Origin of the sequence: Geobacillus sp. FJAT-46040, from assembly GCF_002335725.1 — a bacterium.
Taxonomy (GTDB): domain Bacteria; phylum Bacillota; class Bacilli; order Bacillales; family Anoxybacillaceae; genus Geobacillus; species Geobacillus thermoleovorans.
In genome coordinates, this window is the sequence record NZ_NISS01000001.1 from 1,508,571 (window position 1) to 1,530,316 (window position 21,746).

Annotated in this window: 14 protein-coding genes and 1 pseudogene; 3 read left to right on the top strand and 12 right to left on the bottom strand. The window is 48.9% G+C overall.

Going from position 1 to position 21,746, the window contains the following annotated elements; all coding sequences use genetic code 11:
* Nucleotides 1-155: 155 nt before the first annotated feature.
* Nucleotides 156-743: a Uma2 family endonuclease gene (locus tag CD000_RS08070; RefSeq protein WP_198962493.1), complete on the top strand. Its 588-nt coding sequence runs from the start codon at nucleotides 156-158 to the stop codon at nucleotides 741-743.
* A 301-nt stretch (nucleotides 744-1,044) separates the two neighbouring features.
* Here the strand turns inward: CD000_RS08070 and CD000_RS08075 are convergent, their stop codons facing one another.
* From CD000_RS08075 to CD000_RS08120, 10 genes are all read right to left on the bottom strand, one after another.
* Nucleotides 1,045-2,181 (bottom strand): IS110-like element ISGka2 family transposase, encoded by a 1,137-nt coding sequence (locus tag CD000_RS08075; protein WP_096224841.1) that lies wholly within the window; start codon nucleotides 2,179-2,181, stop codon nucleotides 1,045-1,047.
* Nucleotides 2,182-2,598: 417 nt separating this feature from the next.
* A complete protein-coding gene (locus CD000_RS08080; RefSeq protein ID WP_096224841.1) occupies nucleotides 2,599-3,735 on the bottom strand; it encodes an IS110-like element ISGka2 family transposase in 1,137 nt (378 codons plus the stop codon).
* Nucleotides 3,736-4,073: 338 nt separating this feature from the next.
* On the bottom strand, nucleotides 4,074-5,426 hold the full coding sequence (locus CD000_RS08085) for an aspartate aminotransferase family protein (protein ID WP_096225407.1): 1,353 nt from the start codon (nucleotides 5,424-5,426) through the stop codon (nucleotides 4,074-4,076).
* A 29-nt stretch (nucleotides 5,427-5,455) separates the two neighbouring features.
* Entirely contained in the window at nucleotides 5,456-6,922 is a 1,467-nt protein-coding gene (locus CD000_RS08090) for a CoA-acylating methylmalonate-semialdehyde dehydrogenase (RefSeq protein WP_011230922.1), read from the bottom strand.
* 284 nt (nucleotides 6,923-7,206) lie between these two features.
* Nucleotides 7,207-8,835: a PucR family transcriptional regulator gene (locus tag CD000_RS08095; RefSeq protein ID WP_013523524.1), complete on the bottom strand. Its 1,629-nt coding sequence runs from the start codon at nucleotides 8,833-8,835 to the stop codon at nucleotides 7,207-7,209.
* Nucleotides 8,836-9,141: 306 nt separating this feature from the next.
* Nucleotides 9,142-9,372: a hypothetical protein gene (locus CD000_RS08100; protein ID WP_011230920.1), complete on the bottom strand. Its 231-nt coding sequence runs from the start codon at nucleotides 9,370-9,372 to the stop codon at nucleotides 9,142-9,144.
* A gap of 79 nt (nucleotides 9,373-9,451) precedes the next feature.
* The gene (gene hydA, locus CD000_RS08105) at nucleotides 9,452-10,867 is read right to left on the bottom strand and encodes a dihydropyrimidinase (RefSeq protein ID WP_096225408.1); all 1,416 of its coding nucleotides are present in this window, start codon (nucleotides 10,865-10,867) and stop codon (nucleotides 9,452-9,454) included.
* Nucleotides 10,868-10,885: 18 nt separating this feature from the next.
* The gene (gene preA, locus CD000_RS08110; protein ID WP_011230918.1) at nucleotides 10,886-12,175 is read right to left on the bottom strand and encodes an NAD-dependent dihydropyrimidine dehydrogenase subunit PreA; all 1,290 of its coding nucleotides are present in this window, start codon (nucleotides 12,173-12,175) and stop codon (nucleotides 10,886-10,888) included.
* Between the two features lie 19 nt (nucleotides 12,176-12,194).
* A complete protein-coding gene (locus CD000_RS08115) occupies nucleotides 12,195-13,592 on the bottom strand; it encodes an NAD(P)-dependent oxidoreductase (RefSeq protein ID WP_369806552.1) in 1,398 nt (465 codons plus the stop codon).
* A gap of 26 nt (nucleotides 13,593-13,618) precedes the next feature.
* Complete coding sequence (locus CD000_RS08120) at nucleotides 13,619-14,509, bottom strand: nitrilase-related carbon-nitrogen hydrolase (protein ID WP_096225409.1); 891 nt, start codon at nucleotides 14,507-14,509, stop codon at nucleotides 13,619-13,621.
* Between the two features lie 346 nt (nucleotides 14,510-14,855).
* Here CD000_RS08120 and CD000_RS08125 point away from each other — a divergent pair, with 346 nt between their 5' ends.
* Together CD000_RS08125 and CD000_RS08130 are read left to right on the top strand one after the other, a co-directional pair.
* A complete protein-coding gene (locus CD000_RS08125) occupies nucleotides 14,856-16,364 on the top strand; it encodes an NCS1 family nucleobase:cation symporter-1 (RefSeq protein ID WP_096225410.1) in 1,509 nt (502 codons plus the stop codon).
* A gap of 264 nt (nucleotides 16,365-16,628) precedes the next feature.
* Nucleotides 16,629-16,940, top strand: a complete 312-nt coding sequence (locus CD000_RS08130; protein WP_096225411.1) for a hypothetical protein — start codon at nucleotides 16,629-16,631, stop codon at nucleotides 16,938-16,940.
* Between the two features lie 102 nt (nucleotides 16,941-17,042).
* Here the strand turns inward: CD000_RS08130 and CD000_RS08135 are convergent, their stop codons facing one another.
* Together CD000_RS08135 and CD000_RS08140 are read right to left on the bottom strand one after the other, a co-directional pair.
* Nucleotides 17,043-18,479, bottom strand: a complete 1,437-nt coding sequence (locus CD000_RS08135; protein ID WP_096225412.1) for a site-specific DNA-methyltransferase — start codon at nucleotides 18,477-18,479, stop codon at nucleotides 17,043-17,045.
* Nucleotides 18,480-18,832: 353 nt separating this feature from the next.
* Nucleotides 18,833-21,724 (bottom strand): annotated as a pseudogene (locus CD000_RS08140) (DEAD/DEAH box helicase); the annotation flags it as partial.
* Nucleotides 21,725-21,746: the final 22 nt, after the last annotated feature.

The window sequence follows — 21,746 nt, forward strand, 5'->3', positions numbered from 1 at the left end:
CATTCGACAACCAAACGCCAGATTCCTTTCTGAACCAAGAAAACCCTCGCTTCCGGTTGTCAGCGTAGGCGGGTGATGAATAAATGTCTCATGAAAGTCCTTCCTACACTTCCTTGACTTCTTTATGTTAAACTGTAAACAAACATATCTTTAAGATGAAAGAAGGTGAAACAGTGGGCAATACCCCTGACTTGAACAAAATTTACACGTACGCTGACTGGAAAACATGGGAAGGCCGCTGGGAACTGATAAATGGAAAAGCCTATAATATGACACCTGCTCCATCTTCGGAACATCAATTTGCCGTCGGAGAATTGTATTTTGCTTTGCGCCATTTTTTCCAAAACCAACATTGTTACGTCTTTACGGCGCCGTTTGATGTATTCCTTAGCAAAAATGAAACGTATGAAACCCCTGATGACATTGTCCAACCCGATATTGCCGTGATTTGCAATAAAAAACAGATTGTCCAAAAAGGATGTTACGGGGCGCCTGCGCTAGTTGTTGAAGTTTTGTCACCTTCAACCGCTTTAAAAGATTACAACGAAAAATTTTACACGTACCAACACTACGGCATTGCAGAATATTGGATCGTCGATACGGCTAACAAAATGATTCATGTATACCATTTGCACGAAGGAGCCTATCAACGGCATGCCACATACGGGCAACAAGACACGCTGCATTCCGCACAATTTAAGGACTTAGCTATTCCACTAACGTATGTATTTGGATGGAGTTAAAACGGTTCTGACCATTCAGTGTTCATGATCGATCTTTCGTCAAACGCACAGGAATCGATGATCGGGCAGCCGGCCCTAATGCAGATGTCTAAGAATCTCCCATCTCGAAACCGGGAGAACGTCCAACCCTAGCGACAGCGGCCTGCTTCTATGTTTTTCCGTGAAAATCCCCACCACTTGGTGAGTGCGGTATACGCTCCTGATCCGTGAGGGTATACTGAAAATGGCCAAAAAAGGCAATAGGAAAGCAGAGGTGCCCGATTTTAGGCATCTCGTATAACCTGTCTGCCTTTTGGCTAGACTAAATAAGTTGTGGTTGGCGGAACGGCTCTTTGCGGGAGATCATGCAAAAGATGATCACCAACATCCGCCGAGCTGTGGCGATGAGGGCTTTTTTCTTCCCGCACCGGGCCGCCAACGACCAAAACTTTCGGGACAAGGGATGCGTCTTGGATCGAGCTGCTGACCATGCCGCCTCGCATAACGCCGATCGGAGATGGGGATTGCCTTTTGTCGTGCGCGTGCTCTTTCGCTTTCCGGCGCTTTCATGGTTGCCGGGGGACAATCCAGTCCATGAAGCCGCCCGTTCCGGCGTTTCAAAGACGCTCATGTCGGTTCCCATCTCGGCTATGATGACGGCGGCGGTTTGTTTTTTCACTCCGGGCATGGTCATCAACAGGTTCACTTCCTCGCGATACGGCTCGAGCAGGCGGTCGATGTGTTGGTCGACTTCTTCGATGAGCCGCTCCAATTCCTCAACGTGTTTCCACAAGAGGCGAAGGAGACGGAGCTCGTGTTCGGTCAAGGTGCCGAGCAGCGAATCGTACACCGCTTGCTTTTTCTTTTTGAGCCTTCCGCGCAGGCATTGATCCAACTCGTCCTTGTCCACGTATCCCTTCTCAAGCAGCCGGGCGAGGATGTCTTTTCCGGAAACGCCGAAGAGATCGGAGAGGACCGAGCCGAGTTTGACATTGGAAGACTCGAGCACTTTTTGAATCCGGTTTTTCTCCGAAGTCAGCTGTCCGACCCACTTTTTGCGGAGGCGGGTAAAATCCCGCAATTCGCGAATATCCGCTGGGGGGACGAAACTTTTTTCAACGAGTCCATGGCGGAGCAGCTTGGCGATCCACTCGGCGTCAGAGACATCGGTTTTTCTTCCCGGGACATTTTTGATCCGCTGCGGATTGGCCAGTGTCAAGTCGACATAGCCCTCGAGGAAGGCAAAGACCGGTTTCCAATACACGCCGGTGGATTCCATGGCGACATGGGTGACCCCATGTTCTTCGAGCCACTCGAGCAGGTCGCCAAGTCCTTTCGAGAACGTGGAGAAGGTTTGAATGTCCTTTTGAATGTGTCCATCTTCTTCCCATAGCGCGCAGGCGACGATGGTTTCGGCATGAACATCCAATCCTGCGCAGCGAGGATAGATGACATCCATGATGAAAATCCTCCTTTTCGATGATCGAGTGCGCAAACAGCGAATCCACGGGAGAAATGCGGCAGTTTTCCGTTCGTCGTCACCTTTCCTCTATCACAGGAAAGGGCGGACAATGGGTGGTGCACCCAGTGGATTCAAACACTTTTCCGTACAGGGTCTAAGCCACCATTAAGCATAACGTCCTGTTGAACTGTTTGCGCCTATTCTTCATTATGGGAAGAAAAGGGGGATTTTCATGCCCGGGTGGAGAGCAAAAATTGCTCATGGAACTTTTCCGTGAAAATCCCCACCACTTGGTGAGTGCGGTATACGCTCCTGATCCGTGAGGGTATACTGAAAATGGCCAAAAAAGGCAATAGGAAAGCAGAGGTGCCCGATTTTAGGCATCTCGTATAACCTGTCTGCCTTTTGGCTAGACTAAATAAGTTGTGGTTGGCGGAACGGCTCTTTGCGGGAGATCATGCAAAAGATGATCACCAACATCCGCCGAGCTGTGGCGATGAGGGCTTTTTTCTTCCCGCACCGGGCCGCCAACGACCAAAACTTTCGGGACAAGGGATGCGTCTTGGATCGAGCTGCTGACCATGCCGCCTCGCATAACGCCGATCGGAGATGGGGATTGCCTTTTGTCGTGCGCGTGCTCTTTCGCTTTCCGGCGCTTTCATGGTTGCCGGGGGACAATCCAGTCCATGAAGCCGCCCGTTCCGGCGTTTCAAAGACGCTCATGTCGGTTCCCATCTCGGCTATGATGACGGCGGCGGTTTGTTTTTTCACTCCGGGCATGGTCATCAACAGGTTCACTTCCTCGCGATACGGCTCGAGCAGGCGGTCGATGTGTTGGTCGACTTCTTCGATGAGCCGCTCCAATTCCTCAACGTGTTTCCACAAGAGGCGAAGGAGACGGAGCTCGTGTTCGGTCAAGGTGCCGAGCAGCGAATCGTACACCGCTTGCTTTTTCTTTTTGAGCCTTCCGCGCAGGCATTGATCCAACTCGTCCTTGTCCACGTATCCCTTCTCAAGCAGCCGGGCGAGGATGTCTTTTCCGGAAACGCCGAAGAGATCGGAGAGGACCGAGCCGAGTTTGACATTGGAAGACTCGAGCACTTTTTGAATCCGGTTTTTCTCCGAAGTCAGCTGTCCGACCCACTTTTTGCGGAGGCGGGTAAAATCCCGCAATTCGCGAATATCCGCTGGGGGGACGAAACTTTTTTCAACGAGTCCATGGCGGAGCAGCTTGGCGATCCACTCGGCGTCAGAGACATCGGTTTTTCTTCCCGGGACATTTTTGATCCGCTGCGGATTGGCCAGTGTCAAGTCGACATAGCCCTCGAGGAAGGCAAAGACCGGTTTCCAATACACGCCGGTGGATTCCATGGCGACATGGGTGACCCCATGTTCTTCGAGCCACTCGAGCAGGTCGCCAAGTCCTTTCGAGAACGTGGAGAAGGTTTGAATGTCCTTTTGAATGTGTCCATCTTCTTCCCATAGCGCGCAGGCGACGATGGTTTCGGCATGAACATCCAATCCTGCGCAGCGAGGATAGATGACATCCATGATGAAAATCCTCCTTTTCGATGATCGAGTGCGCAAACAGCGAATCCACGGGAGAAATGCGGCAGTTTTCCGTTCGTCGTCACCTTTCCTCTATCACAGGAAAGGGCGGACAATGGGTGGTGCACCCAGTGGATTCAAACACTTTTCCGTACAGGGTCTAAGCCACCATTAAGCATAACGTCCTGTTGAACTGTTTGCGCCTATTCTTCATTATGGGAAGAAAAGGGGGATTTTCATGCCCGGGTGGAGAGCAAAAATTGCTCATGGAACTTTTCCGAATGTCTGCACGAAGGCAAACAAAACACCAGCCTGTCGACCCAAGCTGGCGTTTGTTCTTCTTATTGAATGGCCGCTAGCGCCCCGCTCAAGACGCGGACCACAAACGAAAGTTCATCATCCGTGATGCAAAGCGGCGGCGACAAGGTGAGCACGTTGTTGTACCCGGCGACCGTCGTTCCGTTTTTGCCGATGATGAGGCCGTTTTCTTTGCATCGATGGATCACTTGATTGACAAGCGACACATCGAGCGGCTCTTTCGTCGCTTTGTCAGCGACAAGCTCAATGCCGACAAGCAGCCCTTTGCCGCGCACATCGCCGACATACGGGTGGCCGGCTAGGTTCGTTTTGAGCTCATCAAACAGCCGTTCCCCTGCCTCGCGCGAGCGGTCAAACAGCCGCTCCGTCTCCATGATCTCGATGTTTTTCAGCGCCACCGCGCACGAAGCCGGGTGGCCGCCAAACGTATTGACATGGCGGAAGTAGTCGTATTCATCCGTTCCCTTGAACGCTTCATAAATCTCTTTTCGCACCGCCGTTGCCGCCAGCGGCAAATACGCGCTCGTAATGCCTTTCGCCATCGTGATAATGTCCGGCTTAACGCCGTAGTGTTGAAATCCGAACGCCGCTCCCGTCCGGCCGAAGCCGCAGATGACTTCATCGACAATCAGCAAAGCCCCGTGTTTTTCACACACGTCTTTGACCGCTTTCATATACCCGTCCGGAGGAATGAGCACACCGCCCCCGGTGATGATCGGCTCCATAATGACGGCCGCAATCGTTTCACTCAACTCCCACGTCATGACATCATCAATGGCCTTGACCGCCCGCAACCGGCGCGGGTCATCCGCCGCATCCGGGTCGCGGTACACATCTGGCGGCGGCACGTGGATGAAACCTGGGGCGAGCGGTTCGTATTTGTATTTCCGCTGCGCCTGCCCGGTCGCTGAGAGCGCCCCCATGGAATTCCCATGGTACGCCCGGTAGCGGGAAATGATTTTGTACCGATGATGCTCCCCGCGTTGCTGATGGTATTGGCGGGCGATTTTAAACGCCGTTTCGTTCGCTTCCGACCCGCTGTTGGAAAAGAAAATCACATACTCATCGCCTAACAGTTCGTTGAGCTTTTCCCCGAGCTGAATCGCCGACAAGTGGCTTTGCGTGAGCGGGAAATACGCCAGCGTCTTCAGCTGCTCATACGCCGCTTCGGCGAGTTCCTCGCGCCCGTAGCCGACGTTGACGCACCAGAGCCCAGCCATCGCATCCAAATACTGGTGTCCAGCGGCATCCGTCACCCAGCAGCCTTTCGCTTCGGCGGCAATCAGCGTTGCTTGTGGGTTATACGGCTTCATCGAATGCCAGATATATCGGTCATCTTTTTCGAGCCACAGTTGGTGGGTTTGTTCAGTTTGCATGATTCTCTGCCCCTTTCACCCAACACAGGTTAAAAATCAAACCGGGAAGTAATCATCTTTTTGCGCGTGTAAAAATTCACGCCATCTTTTCCATTCACATGAAGATCGCCGTAAAACGAATCTTTCCAGCCAGAGAACGGGAAAAACGCCATCGTCGCCGGCACGCCGACGTTAATGCCCAACATCCCCGCATCGGCCTCTTCACGGAATTTCCGGACGGCCTTCGCATCCTTTGTATAAATCGTCGCCCCGTTCCCATACCGAGACTTCCGAATATAGCTGAGCGCTTCATCTAAATCATTGGCCCTCAGCAAACTTAATACAGGTGCGAAGATCTCTTCTTTCGCGATCGTCATATCCGGGGTGACATAATCAAAAATCGTGGGACCTAAAAAATTGCCTTCGGGTCTATCATCCATTTCCTTTCGCCCATCGCGCAGCAATACCGCGCCCTCTTCAATCCCCTTCTGAATGTAGCCTAGCACCTTTTCACGGTGAGACTGCCGAATGACCGGGGTTAATAACACTTCCGGATCCATACCATTCCCAATAATCAACTCATCCGCTTTTTGTTTCAACCGACGGACGAACGTTTCGTTTTCCCCGACAATCACGACTGCACTGCAAGCCATGCAACGCTGGCCCGCGCTGCCAAACGCTGAGCTGATCACATGTTGTACGGCCGTCTCTACATCCGCATCTGGCATGACAATATGATGATTTTTCGCCCCCGACAACGCCTGCACTCGTTTGCCTTGCGCTGCTGTCCGTTCATACACATACTTGGCCACTGGCTGTGAACCGACAAATGAAATCGCACGAATATCCTCATGATCAATCAAGGCGTTGACCACCTCATGCGCTCCATGAACGACATTGAGCACTCCAGGAGGGGCACCTGCCTCCGTAAACAGTTCTGCTAACTTATTGGCCAAAATGGGCGTCCGTTCCGATGGCTTCAATACAAACGTATTGCCGCACACAATCGCCAACGGGAACATCCAAAGCGGCACCATCATGGGGAAGTTGAACGGAGTGATCCCTGCCACAACTCCCAACGGATAACGAAACATTTCCGAGTCAATCTCTTCCGCAATATTCGACAGCGATTCCCCCATCAGCAAAGTCGGAGCGCCGGCCGCAAACTCCACGCATTCAATCCCCCGTTGAATTTCTCCGTACGCTTCTTTATACGCTTTGCCATTTTCCTGTACGACAAGCTCCGCTAATTCCTCATGATGCTGGTTTAACAAATGGTGAAATGAAAACATAATCCGCGCTCGTTTGGGAACAGGGACATCTTTCCACGTCGCAAACGCTTTCTTGGCTGCTTGCACCGCTTGATCGACATCCTCTTTGGTTGAGATCGGAACACGCGCCAACACTTCCCCAGTCGCCGGGTTCGGGACTTCTAGCGTTTCTGTGCCACTCGATGCCACCCACTGTCCGCCGATATAGTTTTTGAGAACCGTTGTTTCCGGTTTGGTGATGGACATCAGATTCTCCTCCTTATTCCTATCTTTGTTCATGATCTAAATATTTTGTATTGTTACACAAAATTATCCTCCAGTTTTTGATTGCCTTCACTAGACAAAGCGTAAAAGCGATTAGCCTATTTATTCCACAATGTGACCAAATTTTGAAAATGTGCGCGCCTTGGACTGAGATTTTCATGTCGGTGGAGAGCAAAAAATTGCTCATGGATGTTTTTACGAAAGAAATCCCCCTAGAAGCCTACGGCATCTTCTGCTTTTCGCTTCTCAGGGGGGAGACTTCTTACTTACAATCTTCGCAACCGATCATGCTGCACATATTTGTTTTCCATACTTTGCGATTGTAAATATTCATATGCCTTGATCATAAACTCAATAGCGAGCCGTTTTTCCGGATTCATAAAATCCTCTCCTAAAAGCGACTCTAGTTTTTGGATTCGATGATACAGCGTTTGCCTAACGACAAATAGTCTTTGTGCGGTTTCTTTTTTTGAACCGTTACACGCCAAATATACCTTTAACGTTTCCAACAAGTTTCCATTATATTTTTCATCGTATTGAAGAACAGGCTCTAAGTATTCCATGACAACTTCATACAAATCATTGTATTTATGAATAAGGGAAATAATTCGATAGATATGCAAATCCTCATAAAAACAGCTATTGGCTCTGCCGCCAAGATGATGTTGAATTTTGATCGTCTCTAAAGCCGTCCGATAACTTTTGTCCATATGAGAAACATTTTCGATAAATTTTCCGACCCCGACAACAAATTGAGGTAATTTCTTCTTTTGAATATAATCCGATTCAAGCAAAGAATTCAGTCCTATTTTCATTCGACTTTTCCATGTTTTCATTTCCCTGTTATTGATCATAATAAATACGATGCTGCTGTGAAAATCGACAGGAAATGTCGAAAAACCTTGTTGTTCAAAAATCGTCCGGCATAGCATTTTAAAATAAATCATGTCTAAATTCGAGCATTGCTTCATTGAAGATTTAAAACGGACAACAAGCACTGTCCCTCCTTTTGGATTTGGCTCTGCCCCATACTCAGCCAAATAACTAAACACATTTTCAATGGGATGCTCTCCCTCTAGCCAGCTTTTCAACCACTCATTTTCTTCTACTCTCTTTTTTTCATCGACATACAAATCACGAAGCAGATGCTGTGCCAGCGCAGTTGCCGTACGATCCAAAATCAGCAGATCAAATTCGCTGATTTCCTTTCCGGTTGACACAATGGATAGCTCGGCATATTCATTCCCGAGAAATTGGATCGGTTGGGTGGCCACTCTTTTCTTGGAAGCTGCGTTGTCGTCAACTATCAACTGTTCTTCCTTAAATGTTTTGCTATATTTAGGAAATATCTCCACCTCTCTGCCGTTTATTTTAAAAACCACTTGATGTCCCGAATAGTGGTGCAATAGTTTTAAAATTTCACTATAATGGTCCATTGAAAGTAATTTTTTGTTTAATTGCTGTGAATATGATTCTAGTCCGGAGATGATTTCATAGTGTTGGTTAATTAAATAAGTGTGGATGTCTTGGGTGATCTCAACGAAAGGCACTTCTTTGAGAAAGAGAATGATCGGAAAGTGATGCGCATTCGCTAAATCGATTACTTCTTGCGGAACAGAAGGAGTATGCATACCGATTTCAATACATAATCCCGAAGCGTCACAGTTGATAAGCTGTTCTACAAACGATCGAAACAGTTCCTTATTTTCCTTCCATCCTACCCCAGTAGATAAAATCAGCTCTTTTCCGTTTAACAGATGATGGATTTTCGCAACCTCGACAACATGAACCCATTTTACAGTGCGGTTGAGCCCATTATGCCCTGCAACCACTTCAACATGTTCAAAATGTTTCCGCTTTAGAATATCAGAAACCGTTAATGTAGGAGTCTTCATACACTTTGTTTCACTCCCCTTACACCAATCATGGCAATGCCATTTTAATATTAGGCAGCGTAAACGGTCGCTCCTGCTTCTATCACAAATTTTTATGTAACGGCTTGGCTATATATGGCCTTCTACGTTTCATTATACAGAAAGCAACATCATCGATCTCGTTTTATGTTATGAGATGTGACATTCATTTAGGCGATTCGCGCTCTGTTTCATGAAAATCAAAGCGCCGGCCCTGCCTCTATAATGATTGAGGATATATAGAGGAGCTCGTTCCGGCGCTTATCGCGATGTGCATCGCTCTTCTCTCTATTCGTGGTGTTTTCTGAGCTGGCGGATTAATAATGACGAAAAATATTTGCGTGCATCAGCGTTTGTAATATGCAGTGTTTGGATATCTCTTGTTTCTGACAAAGAGTCTTCTTTCTCAAATTCAACAAACGATCCGCTTAAATTTTCTTTTACGCTTTTCATATAGTATCCTTGTTCAATTAAGTAATCGATCTTTTCTCGCTCACGTAGAAACTGATGGTAAGTCATCACACACCCCCCGCTTCTCGTCGTGACCCGCATCCTTACCGCCAGGCACAGCTTGTTGGTGTTCAATGATTTATTTACGTTAGAACATTTTCACCACATCTTGGTCGGCCATTAGCGCCCCATATTTCGCGCGTTTAACATATTGGCCGTACCCCGGTTTCCCGACAAATTGTTTATCACGTACCACAAATTCTCCTCTACATAAAACCGACACAGGTTCCCCTGTTACTTTCATCCCTTCAAACGGATTATAATCCACAGCCATATGGTGTGTTTCGGCTGAAATCACCCGTTCAACCGTTGGATCAAAAATGACTAAATCCGCATCCGCACCGACGGCAATGGTTCCTTTCTTCGGGAATAGACCAAACAATTTGGCGATTCTTGTTGATACAATATCAACAAACTGGTTGAGGGTAATTCTCCCTTTTTTCACTCCTTCACTGAAAAGAATACTCACCCGATCCTCAATAATAGGACCACCATTTGGGATTTTGGTAAAATCTCCCCTTCCTAATTCTTTTTGGCCTTTAAAATCAAATGAGCATTGGTCAGATCCGAGCGTTTGCAGCTGGCCGTTTTTCAAGGCATTCCATAGCACTTCTTGATGCCATTTCTCACGAAGCGGCGGTGACCATACATATTTAGCACCTTCAAAATTCGGCTTTTCTAAATAGGACTGATCGAGCACCAGATACTGGGGACAAGTTTCGCCCCATACATTCAACCCCTTATTGCGCGCTTCAGCAATTTTCTCTACCGCTTGAGCACACGATACATGAACGACGTACAATTGCGAACCAGCGAGTTCTGTCAATTGACAGGCGCGCCCCGTCGCTTCTCCTTCTAGCTCTGGAGGTCTCGTTAATGCATGATAAATCGGATCAGTATGCCCGTCCTCCAAGGCTTTTTTCGTTAAATAGTCAATCACGTCTCCATTCTCGGCATGCACCATGACAAGCGCTCCGAGTTCTTTTGCCGCGACTAGCGTCCGATACAAGGTTCCATCATCAGCTTGAAACACATCTTTATACGCCATAAATACTTTAAAGGAGGTAATTCCTTCTTCTTCGATCACTTTTGGAAGCTCTTCAAGCACATCGTCCGTTATTTCACTGATCATCAAATGGAACCCGTAATCGATCACCGCTTTCCCCGTCGCTTTGTTATGCCAAGTTTCAATCGCTTTTTTCAGGGGCTCACCTTTATTCGTTAAGCAAAAATCAATAATGGTCGTCGTCCCGCCAAATGCGGCGGCAATCGTCCCCGACTCAAAGTCGTCTTTTGTCACAGTGCCGCCAAACGGCATATCTAAATGGGTGTGCGGATCAATGCCTCCTGGAAACACATAACAACCTGTGGCATCAATCACTTCCGCTCCGCTCTCATCTAAATTTCTCCCGATTACTGCAATTTTCCCATCTTGAATGAGGAGATCGGCTTCATATATATCTGTAGCGGTGACAATTGTTCCATTTTTTATCAATTTTGTCATCATGATACCCTCCTTCATTTATAATGATTTGATATCCACACTGCAACCGCTTAGCCGGCCAAGGGCCACTTGCCGTTCATTCCATGTCATCGGGGGATGTTCGCTTGGCACTTCGACCATCTCAATCGCTCCGTCAACCGGACAGACGATGGAACATAAATTGCATCCTACACAATCTTCTTCGCGCACTTTTAAATATTCTTTTCCGTTTTCGTCTACGAGACGCTCAATGCATTGATGGGAAGCATCTTCACAAGAAATGTAGCACTTATTGCACTGAATACAGCGCTCACGATGAATTCGCGCCACAACCTTATAATTGAGGTCCAAATCTCCCCAATCAGAATACTTTGACACTGATTTCCCTACAATATCCATTACGGAAGCAATTCCTTTTTCATCAAGATAGTGATTCAACCCTTCAATCATATCCTCGATAATCCGAAACCCATGGTGCATAACCGCCGTGCACACTTGAACTCCTGTCGCTCCCATTAACATAAACTCAACGGCATCTCTCCAATTGGAGATCCCGCCAATTCCCGAAATCGGAATGCGGATACGCGGGTGTCGCGCGCATTCGGCCACCATATTTAAAGCAATGGGTTTTACTGCTGGACCGCAGTATCCCCCGTGCGCCCCCTTTCCTGCTACATGTGGAATCGTATTCCACGTATCTAAGTCCACCCCCATGAGACTATTGATTGTGTTGATCAAACTGATGGCATCTGCCCCGCCTTGGGCAGCCGCTTCAGCGGTCGCCGTAATATCGGTAATATTAGGAGTTAATTTAACAATGACAGGGGTGCGTGCCACCTCTTTGACCCAATATGTTTGTCGTTCGACCAATTCTGGCACTTGACCTGATGCCGATCCCATCCCCCGTTCCGCCATTCCATGCGGACAGCCAAAATTGAGTTCCAACCCATCCACGCCCACATCTTCTACTCGCTTCACAATCTCATGCCATTTTTCGCGCTTGGGCTCGACCATCAAAGAAGCAACGACAGCCCGGTCAGGAAAACGTTTTTTCGTCTCATAAATTTCCTTTAAATTTTCCTCAAGAGGACGATCCGTGATTAATTCAATATTGTTAAAGCCCATGACTCGCTGTCCGTTAAAACTGATTGCCGCAAATCGGGACGATACATTCAAAATAGGTTCCCCTAATGTTTTCCATACCGCTCCTCCCCAACCCGCCTCAAATGCCCTTTGCACTTGATACCCCGAATTGGTGGGAGGGGCGGAAGCGAGCCAAAATGGATTGGGGGACTTGATTCCCGCTAAGTTAATGCTTAAATCAGCCATTGCCGTTCCCTCCTCTCATTTAGGCCGTTTCGCTTACTGCCTTTGTCAAATATCGATGAATCCCGTAAGCTGCTTCCTTCCCTTGCTGCGCTGCCACCACCACCATCGCTTCGCCTTTTCCTCTTTCAAAAATCACATCCCCACAAGCAAACACCTTCGGATTCGACGTTTGATAAGTTTCAGGATTCACCTTGACTACGCCATGATCATGCTCTAATCCAAAAGCTTCAATCAATTCGATATGGCGCTCTTGCCCAATGGCTTTAATGACAACATCAACCGGCATAATAAATTCCGATCCCTCAACCGGAAGAGGGCGGCGGCGGCCATCAGCGTCTGGTTCTCCCAATTCCATCCGAACGCATTCAACATGAGTAACCTTGCCCTTACTGTCGCCAATAATCCTATTGGGTGCTGTTAGCCAGCGAAATTCGACACCATCCTGTTTGGCAAACTCATACTCAAATTCATAAGCTGTCATTTCTTCTTTCGTCCGGCGATATAAAATTTTTACATTTCCCGCTCCTAGACGCACCGAACAGGTAGCTGCATCAATCGCGGTATTTCCCGCACCTATCACAACTACCCTTTTCCCCACCAGCCGATCAGTCAACGGTTTTGTTTTCGTCTCTTTAATCAACTCAATGGCATCATATACTCCGTCCAAATCTTCTCCCGGGATTCCTAACTTTGGCACTTTCCCCATGCCAACAGCTAAAACAACAGCATCATAATTTTCTAGGAGCTCGTTTACTTCAATATCCTTACCAACCCTTGTATTCGTGCGGATTTGCACGCCTAAGCTTTTGATTTGATTGACTTCCCACAACGAGATATTTTGAGGGAGGCGGAAAGAAACAATGCCATACGTGTTTAGCCCGCCTGCTTGGTTCTCCGCTTCAAAAATGGTCACTTCATACCCAAGACAAGCTAGTTCTCTGGCCGATGATAATCCAGCAGGGCCGCCGCCGACAACCGCCACTGTTTTTCCATTTTTTCGTCCCGCTTGGAATAATACTTCTTTATTTCGGATCGCCCAATCGGTCGCATATCGCTGCAATTTTCCAATCATAATGGGTTTTGTAGAATGATTTAAAACACAAGCCCCTTCACATAATTCCTCTGTCGGACACACTCTTGCACAACTGGCGCCAACCGGGTTTGACAACATAATGGTTTTCGCTGACCCTTTTACATTCCCAGAAGCAATTTTTTTGATAAAAGCGGGGATATCAATCCCTGTCGGACAAGCTCGAATACAAGGAGCGTCATAACAGTACAAACATCGATTCGCTTCTTCCATTGCTTCTCGATCTGTCAAGCCAGGCTCTACTTCTTCAAAGTTCTTTTCCAAACGTGATTGCTCCATCTCCATCCCCCTCCACGCGTCATTTTTAAAGAAAGGGAATAGAGTCATTCCCTCCTCCCCTTTCTCGCTGCTTTCTATGGAAGTAAAGCCGTCATTTCACTATAGGTTTCCGGACGACGATCACGGTAAAATTGCCAAATATCGCGCACTTCCCGAATCATCTTCTTATTCATAACGCCAATCACCACTTCATCTTGATCACGGCTGCCCATGGCCACAAAGTTCCCTCTAGGATCAACCAAGTAAGACTGCCCGTAAAACTCTCCCATGTTCCACGGTGCTTCATATCCAACCCGATTGATGGCAGCCACGTAATAGCCATTGGCAACGGCATGAGCCGGTTGTTCCAGTTTCCATAAATATTCGGAGAGACCTGCTACCGTAGCGGATGGATTGAACACAATTTCAGCGCCTTTTAGTCCTAAAATTCGCGCTCCCTCTGGGAAATGACGGTCATAACAAATATAAACGCCGATCTTGGCAAATGCGGTCTCAAATACCGGATAGCCTAAATTTCCAGGCTTAAAATAAAATTTTTCCCAAAATCCACAGCCCTCGTTTCCTACCCCGACATGCGGAATATGCTGTTTGCGATACTTTCCTAAGTAGGTTCCATCGGCATCAATGACAGCTGCCGTATTATAGTAAGTAGCAATTCCTTCCCTTTCATAAATCGGTAGAACGATCACTACCCCCAGCTGTTTTGCTATTTCCTGAAACATTTTGGTCGTCGGACCATTTGGAATTTCTTCCGCCGCCTCATACCATTTTGTATTTTGCTCGGCGCAGAAATACGGGCCATAGAAAATCTCTTGCAAACAGATGATTTGTGCTCCCCGATCTTTTGCCTCCTTGACAAGCTTGACGTGCTTTTCAATCGCCTTTTCCTTATGAACCTCGACCGGCTCGTCCCCATGCACATTATGAGAAGCTTGGATCAAACCAATGGTCACTTGATCAGCCATGCTCCAATCACTCCTTCTTCATTTTATCTGGTTTCACAATTGGGCTGAACTTTAAGAATATTCTACATAGTAAATCACCAGCTTTTCATTATACACTTTGTTAAATAATAGAAAACATTGATTGTTCACTATGTAAATTTCAGCGAAATAAATATACAGCTAGACGAAGTTGCTCCCTAGGATTGAGAACATCAAAATGTGAGGAATAGTTACACATTTTACATAATGAATAGATTTCTCTTTTTCTTATTTGACAAATCGTATAATGAAAAATTTACATAGTATAGATAGAATTTTCTTAAATTTCTCTTTTATACACTGGATTTTTAAAAAAAGGGGGATATGAATGAAAACACAAATTGAACACAATGGGATTGTGGTCTTGACGGAGGAAGCCGCACAAGAAGTCAGTGGAAGTCCTTTATGGAATGATGACTTGCGTCCGACAACAAGGCAAGAACATTCATGGAAAGGAATCAATTTTGCTACATTGTGGATTGGAATGTGTTTATGCATTCCTTCATACACCATGGCCAGCGGCATGATTGCTTTAGGAATGAACTGGTGGCAAGCTGTTGGTACCATTTTTCTGGGGAACGTGATCGTCCTTATTCCGATTTTATTAAACTCTCATGCAGGAACAAAATTCGGGATTCCTTATCCTGTGTTTGCCCGGCTTTGGTTTGGAGATAAAGGCGCCCATATTCCCACTTTAGCCCGGGCCCTTGTAGCAGCCGGATGGTTTGGAATCAATACGTGGATCGGAACAGAAGCCATTGACACATTACTCATGGCATCATTCTCTTCGTGGGGGAATTTACCGGGACATACAGCCATTGTATTTGCATTATTTTGGATCTTAAATATCAGCGTTGCTTATAGAGGCCCAGAAGGCATCAAAAAGCTAAGCGCAGTGGCTGCACCTGTTGTCGGGATTTCTTCCATCATTTTGCTCATTTGGGCATTTACGAACGCCGGAGGATGGGGACCGATTTTAGAGACTCCTTCTAAGTTCGAAACAACCGGTGAATTTTTGAAAGTCTTTTTCCCTTGTTTAACTGGCGTCATCGGCTTTTGGGCCACATTGGCATTAAACATCCCTGATTTTTGCCGATACGCACAGAGTCAGAAATCACAAATGGTCGCCCAAAGTTTATCCTTGCCTATTACAATGACTGTTTTTTCATTTATCGGAATTGCCGTAACCTCAGCAACCATTGTGATTTTTGGTCAAGCCATTTGGGATCCCGTGCAGCTGTTAGCTAAATTTCCCCCATTTGTCATTCTATTAGGGACTATTATTATTGTCATCTCTTCTGTAACTATTAATGTGGGTGCCAACGTGGTTGCCCCTGCCCGAGCGATCGAAAATTTATATCCGAAGCGAATTACATTTGGAATTGGCGCGATTATCACAGGACTATTCGCTATTTTATTGCAGCCATGGTATATTATGTCCAACTTTGGGAATTATATATTCGGCTGGCTTGGCACATACGCCGCTTTGCTTGGACCCATTGACGGCATTGCTATTGCGGACTATTGGCTCGTTCGCCGAAGACAGTTGCACTTAAAAGAACTGTACAAACCGAATGGCCGTTACAATTATGCAAATGGGTTTAACAAAAACGGGGTGTACGCACTGATTGTGGGAGTGGCTATTCCTGTACTTGGTTTATTCATACCACCGCTTCGTTTTCTTTGGGACAACGCGTGGACATTTGGATTGTTCATTGCAATTGGTGTCTACACCTACTTAATGAAAAACGACCAAAGCGTATTAAAGGAAGGCGAGTATGAACAAATCACCCTTTTCGATTCAAAACATAACAGTCCGACAGAAATCGCAAAATAATGAATCATTTACACCTAAACAGCCTATCGATGACAGAAGGCAAGCAGTGTCACTGGTTAAACGTTGACATCGCCCTCCCACGAGGGCGCTTTCTTTTTGCAGGAAGCTGCTATTTTCCCTTATCAATCCTGCACCCAACCTTATCTACGCTTGGCATGCAAACATGACAACTTTTCGAACTTTCCACGGCATCTATTATATCGACAGCGACTACGTTATATACTGACATTGAGAATGATTTCACAAGTTAGGAGGACTTAAATAATGATTGTCCACGAACTGACGGACATCGAACATCTATTCACTGAACAATTGCAGGAAGGCTACTACGTGATTCGCGAAACGTATCAAAACGTGCTCGTTGAACCGGAAGGCCACGACGCCGTCCGGCAAGTGGACGCCGGAACAGAAGAAGTCGTCACCATCGTGTTTGACCCCGGCGACGAGTATTCGCTCATTCGCCTTGACACGTACACCTTCGCCGGCGGCATTCCGTCCTTGGCGGAGCTCAAAGAAACGATTGCCGCGGAGTACGACGTCTTTGTCGACCACCGCTGGGCCGCGCCGTCATTGTAAAAAGCGCCTGAAACAACGGACATCAGGGACTCGGAACATAGACGCAACGCCTGCTTTACCAAAGCGCTTTTCATCAGCCGAATCGAAAAGCAGCCCGTCCGCCTAGCGAGCGGGCTGCTTCGATTTCTTCTCGAGCCGAAATACACGAAAGCCGATATCAAGCTCTGTCTTCCCCGTTTCACGGACGATTTTCTCTCCCGCGCGGCGAATGCGCTCGCGGCCGATGTCACAAATCGTCCGAAACCCCGCCCGATACGCCGCTGACGTTTCCGCAAGCGGCTCGGGAAGCTGCACCATGAGAAACGACCGCCGACCGCCGTCTTCAGCGTTTTGCTGCATGACGGCATGAGCCGTTGTCGCCGAGCCGGAAAAAAAGTCGAGGATGAGGTCGTCATCTCTCGTAGTCAGCGCCACCATGCGCTGAATGAGCTTCACCGGCTTCGGGTAATCCATCACCGCCAGCCCGCCGAACAGCTCCTTTAACTCTTTTTTCGCCTCCTGCGAGTGGGACACTTCATCATGCGTCCAAATCGTAAGCGGTGTCACTGTCGGCTTCACTTCGCTTAAAAACCGCTTCAGGCGCGGAACCCCGTTTCCGTCTTTGCCAAACCAAATGCGGTTATCCGCCGCCAGCTCGGCGAAGCGCTCCTTCGTCACCCGCCAGCAATACCCATTCGGCGGAGAAACGACCCGACCGCTTGGCGTCACAATCTCATAAATCTTTTCCGGAATCGGCGGACCGACCGACAAATCGCCTGACGTCCATGGACCGCGTGGGTCATTGTCTGGGTTGGCATACCGCCCATCCGCTTCCGGATGGCGCGGCAAGCCGTACCAAGCCAGGCGATCGATGTTTTTCGCATAACATAAAATGAAATCATGGTTGCGCGAGGCGAACTTGTTCATATTCACGGGCGAAAACGCCCGCTGCCAAATGAACGTGGCGACAAAATTCCGCTCGCCAAAAATTTCATCGCACATTTTTCTCAAATTCGCCTGCTCCGTATCATCAATGGAGATAAAGATGGCCCCCGTCTCGGCTAACAGCTCCCTCGCCACCCAAAGGCGCGGGTACATCATGTTGAGCCAGCCGGCATGGGCACGCGCTTCTTCCTGGATTCCGCTAGGAACAACGGCTTTCCCCTTGCGCCAATTGTCTTTGTACGTGAGCACTTTTCCGGTATTGTACGGCGGATCGATGTAAATCATTTGAATGGTTCCCGCATGCGACGTCCTCAGCAGCTTTAACGCCTCTAAATTGTCTCCTTCAATATACCAATTGTTCGTCGTCTCCCACTGTTTGCTCGCTGCCTGATCCGGCCGCAATACTCCGGACGCAGGCAGCTCAGCGAGCCGCCTCGCCTCCGCCTTCCCCGGCCACGTGAACTCATATGCTTCTTGCCGTTCGTGACCGCCAAACACTTTCTTCAGCAACTCCCAATCGATGCCCCCATCTACAACCACTTCCGGAAAGAGCTTTTTGATCGCCTCAAGCCTTGCATCCGCTGCCGGTTTCCTTCTCCCGCCGACGTTTGCCATGGCACGCCCCCTCTCTTGTCGCGTATTCCTAGCACAGTGCTTCTTATCGACAAATCTTATTTCCATTATTTCGCCATGACGCGCCGGTTTCCTTCCTTAATTTTCTTATCAACTATTCACCGTTCGTACATCAATCCCCATTCCGTCCCCCATGCCCCCCTCTTCCGAACCGTGCGCGGCTGCGCTCAGCATGGAAACAAAACGAGCCAACAAACGGAGAAGGCGGCATGGCGGATGGTGACTGCTTATGCGTTTTTTGAGCAAGAAAATGGGGGATTCTCGGATGCATCAAAGAATTTCTCAAGTTGAACAGCGCCTTGATTCATCCTTTTTTCCTGTCAAACTCAGCAGCTTCATAGAGTGTCCATGTTTTCCATCTTTGGACAACTGACTCGGTACATTCGCAGCGCGACACCGTCGACCGTAAACGTTTGCGTTTCCCCGTGCCGTGAAGCGTAGTGCTCGAGCCCGAGCATAAAATTCACCCCTTCACGGTATTCCTCGTTGCCGATCACCTGAAGCGGCGGCGACATCAGTTGGCGCGAGAGGAAGAGGATCGCCTTTTTCCGCGCCCGCGTGAGCGACACGTTGAGGCGGTTCAAACTGTAGATGAACTCCCCTTCCATCACAGCCAGTTCCGGATCGGCGACGCCGTAGCTGATGATCGCCGCATCCGCTTCTTGCCCTTGCATTTTATCAACCGTATCGACGAAAAACGGTGGGCGCAATCGTTGGTGTTCAAGGGCACGGCGGATGGCGCGGATCTGCGCCCGATGTGGCGAGATGATAAACAGCCCGCGGCGCCAAAACGCTTGGTCGCCTTCTGATGAGTCATCGTACCGTTTTTCCTCGCTGTCGAGAAGCCGTTCCCGCAACACCTTCGCGATGCTCGCCACCCAGCGCGCTTCCGCCTCGTTTTCTTGGGCACCGTACACGCCGTCATACGTGCAGACGACAAGCGGATAGTCAGGGTCGATCGCCGCTTCCACCCATTCATCGGCAGTTGGGGCATCGGCGAGCGCCAACGTTTGTTCGGCAATCTGGCGGGTGAACGCGGTATACTGGGAGCTGTAAATCCGCTCGGCCGGGTAGCGGCAAAGCGCCTCGTTCATGCGGAAATTGTCCGTCAGTTGGCGGGTATACCGCTTCTCCACATCCGCGTCAAACAGCAGGCGGAAAATCGAGTCGAACAGGTGCGGTTCCCCTTCCGCGGCCGCATACGTCCCTTGAATGATTGGCGGCAACTGGAAATGGTCGCCGACGATAAGCAGCCTGCCTGCTTTTTTGACATGGCGCAGCGCCAACAGTGAATCGGCCACGCGGATTTGCGACGCCTCATCCAGAATGACGACGTCAAACTCTTCTAGACAGCCTTTTTCATACGCCCTTTGAATGCCGTACAGCGTGGCGCCAAGCACCCGATGCCCGCCGTTGCCCAGCCATCGGGGAAGGTCACGGTCCGCCACCTCGGCGATTCCTTTGGCGTTTTCCGTCTGAATCTCACCAAGTTTCGCGATATGGACGCTGCGCCGCGGCGCAAGCTCCTGAATTTTGCGCAGAACGTTTTCGATCGCCGCATGGGTGAAACCCGAAACAAGAATGGCAAGCCTTCGCCCCTGCTTTTCGTAAATCGGCATAAGCAGCCGAAGAGCGACGGCAATAAAATGCGTTTTCCCGGTGCCAGGCGGCCCCCAGACGAGCGTCAACGTATGACGGAGAAAGTGGAGAAACGCCTGACGCTGGCTTTTCGTCAGCCTGCTTTGGCGGAGAAGCGCCTTGACTTCCTCTGCATCCCAGTTGGGACGAAACGTTTTCCGATAGCGAATCGGATCGCGAATCAAGTCCAAGATGCGATGATTGTCCTTATCCAACTGTTGCAACGCCTGCAAGACGCGCCGGGTGGTAAAATCCGCATGCCGAAGCGACAGCCAATACTCCTCTCCTTCCACAAGCGGGAACCGATCGAGCCATTTGGGCAACTCGAGCTCGAGTTCAGCTGTCTTGCCATTATCTTCGATGGCGCAAATGCGGACAAAATAGACATTGGCCCATTGGGGCGGCTTCCATTCACTGGCGTACTTATGATCAGGAAACGTCTGTTGCGCCTTTTCTCCTTCCTCATTGCACTCTGTCAAAAGCCAGCTCGCCTTCTGGTCGATCGCTTCAAGCGCCTGGCGGTTGTTCAATCGGAACCGATCGCCGCCAAGGTACGTGACATGAAGCGTCACTCCGTTCTCAAGCCGCTCCGAAAGCGGAAGCAGGCGCTTTTGGCGAATATCCAAGTAGTTTAATAGCGCCTCATAGCGCGCCATAAACGCCAGCTTGGACACAAGCGGATCACGGTAATCAGCCGAATGAGGAAACGCAAATTTTTCCGGCCAGACCATAAGCGGCGAAGGATGGACGCTCTCGGCCCACGCACGGATGCCTTGAATGATGCTGTGAGCGGCCCAAAGTCGGCGGCTCAGCTCCTTCTCGACCGCTTTTCGTTTTTCCTCGTCCCCCGTTTGCCAGGCGTCGTGCAGCACATCCAGTTTCATGGCGTTTGTCAAACGAAATGAAAAACGCTCACTCGCCGAGTACAGAAACGGCGAATCATGGTAGGCCGCAATATATCGCGACAAGTCTTCAAGACGGTACGCGACATGCGCCTGCAAGGCGAACAGCTGGCTCACAGCCGTTGTCAGCACAACGACAGGAAGCGGAACCATTTCGCTTGGGTGGTCGCTGGCACTTGCTAGTGAGCTGCTATGAAAATACGACAGCAGCCGAACAGCTTTTTCGTTATAGTCTGGATCGAACAAAAGCGCTTGAAGTAGCTGCTGCACATTGTCCCATTCATAGTTGTCGATGACATACACCTGCACCGATTTTTGCGACCGCCACTCTCGCTCCCGGTTGTAATCGTGCACCGTATGAAGCAGGCGGTCCAGCGCATCGGCCAGCTTTCGGCCAACCTCGTCGCATTCCTCAAACGAACCGGCGATAACATGATGCATTTCTGATCCCGTTCCAAACACATCTGTTCCACCAACACGGTACAGCGATGCCGCCGCGATCTTGCCCGTCAACGGATCGCGTTGCGCGGTGAGAATCAGACGGATGTCTTCCCATATCGGTATATGTGTCACCGCCTGGTCATACGGAACGACCTTTTCCTCCGCAATCGCCTCAAGCTGCGCTTCAAGCCGCCGAAGTTGGCGCGCCAGCCCGGCGTTTTGTTTCAGCACATGCCTGTTTTCTTGTAACTATTCACCCCAGTGCTAG

Coding starts and splice junctions, on each gene's coding strand:
- CD000_RS08125 (WP_096225410.1), top strand. CDS start 14,856: ATGAAAACACAAATTGAACACAATGGGATTGTGGTCTTGACGGAGGAA.
- preA (WP_011230918.1), bottom strand. CDS start 12,175: ATGGCTGATTTAAGCATTAACTTAGCGGGAATCAAGTCCCCCAATCCA.
- CD000_RS08075 (WP_096224841.1), bottom strand. CDS start 2,181: ATGGATGTCATCTATCCTCGCTGCGCAGGATTGGATGTTCATGCCGAA.
- CD000_RS08120 (WP_096225409.1), bottom strand. CDS start 14,509: ATGGCTGATCAAGTGACCATTGGTTTGATCCAAGCTTCTCATAATGTG.
- CD000_RS08095 (WP_013523524.1), bottom strand. CDS start 8,835: ATGAAGACTCCTACATTAACGGTTTCTGATATTCTAAAGCGGAAACAT.
- CD000_RS08100 (WP_011230920.1), bottom strand. CDS start 9,372: ATGACTTACCATCAGTTTCTACGTGAGCGAGAAAAGATCGATTACTTA.
- CD000_RS08130 (WP_096225411.1), top strand. CDS start 16,629: ATGATTGTCCACGAACTGACGGACATCGAACATCTATTCACTGAACAA.
- CD000_RS08090 (WP_011230922.1), bottom strand. CDS start 6,922: ATGTCCATCACCAAACCGGAAACAACGGTTCTCAAAAACTATATCGGC.
- CD000_RS08070 (WP_198962493.1), top strand. CDS start 156: ATGAAAGAAGGTGAAACAGTGGGCAATACCCCTGACTTGAACAAAATT.
- CD000_RS08135 (WP_096225412.1), bottom strand. CDS start 18,479: ATGGCAAACGTCGGCGGGAGAAGGAAACCGGCAGCGGATGCAAGGCTT.
- CD000_RS08080 (WP_096224841.1), bottom strand. CDS start 3,735: ATGGATGTCATCTATCCTCGCTGCGCAGGATTGGATGTTCATGCCGAA.
- CD000_RS08085 (WP_096225407.1), bottom strand. CDS start 5,426: ATGCAAACTGAACAAACCCACCAACTGTGGCTCGAAAAAGATGACCGA.
- CD000_RS08115 (WP_369806552.1), bottom strand. CDS start 13,592: ATGACTCTATTCCCTTTCTTTAAAAATGACGCGTGGAGGGGGATGGAG.
- hydA (WP_096225408.1), bottom strand. CDS start 10,867: ATGACAAAATTGATAAAAAATGGAACAATTGTCACCGCTACAGATATA.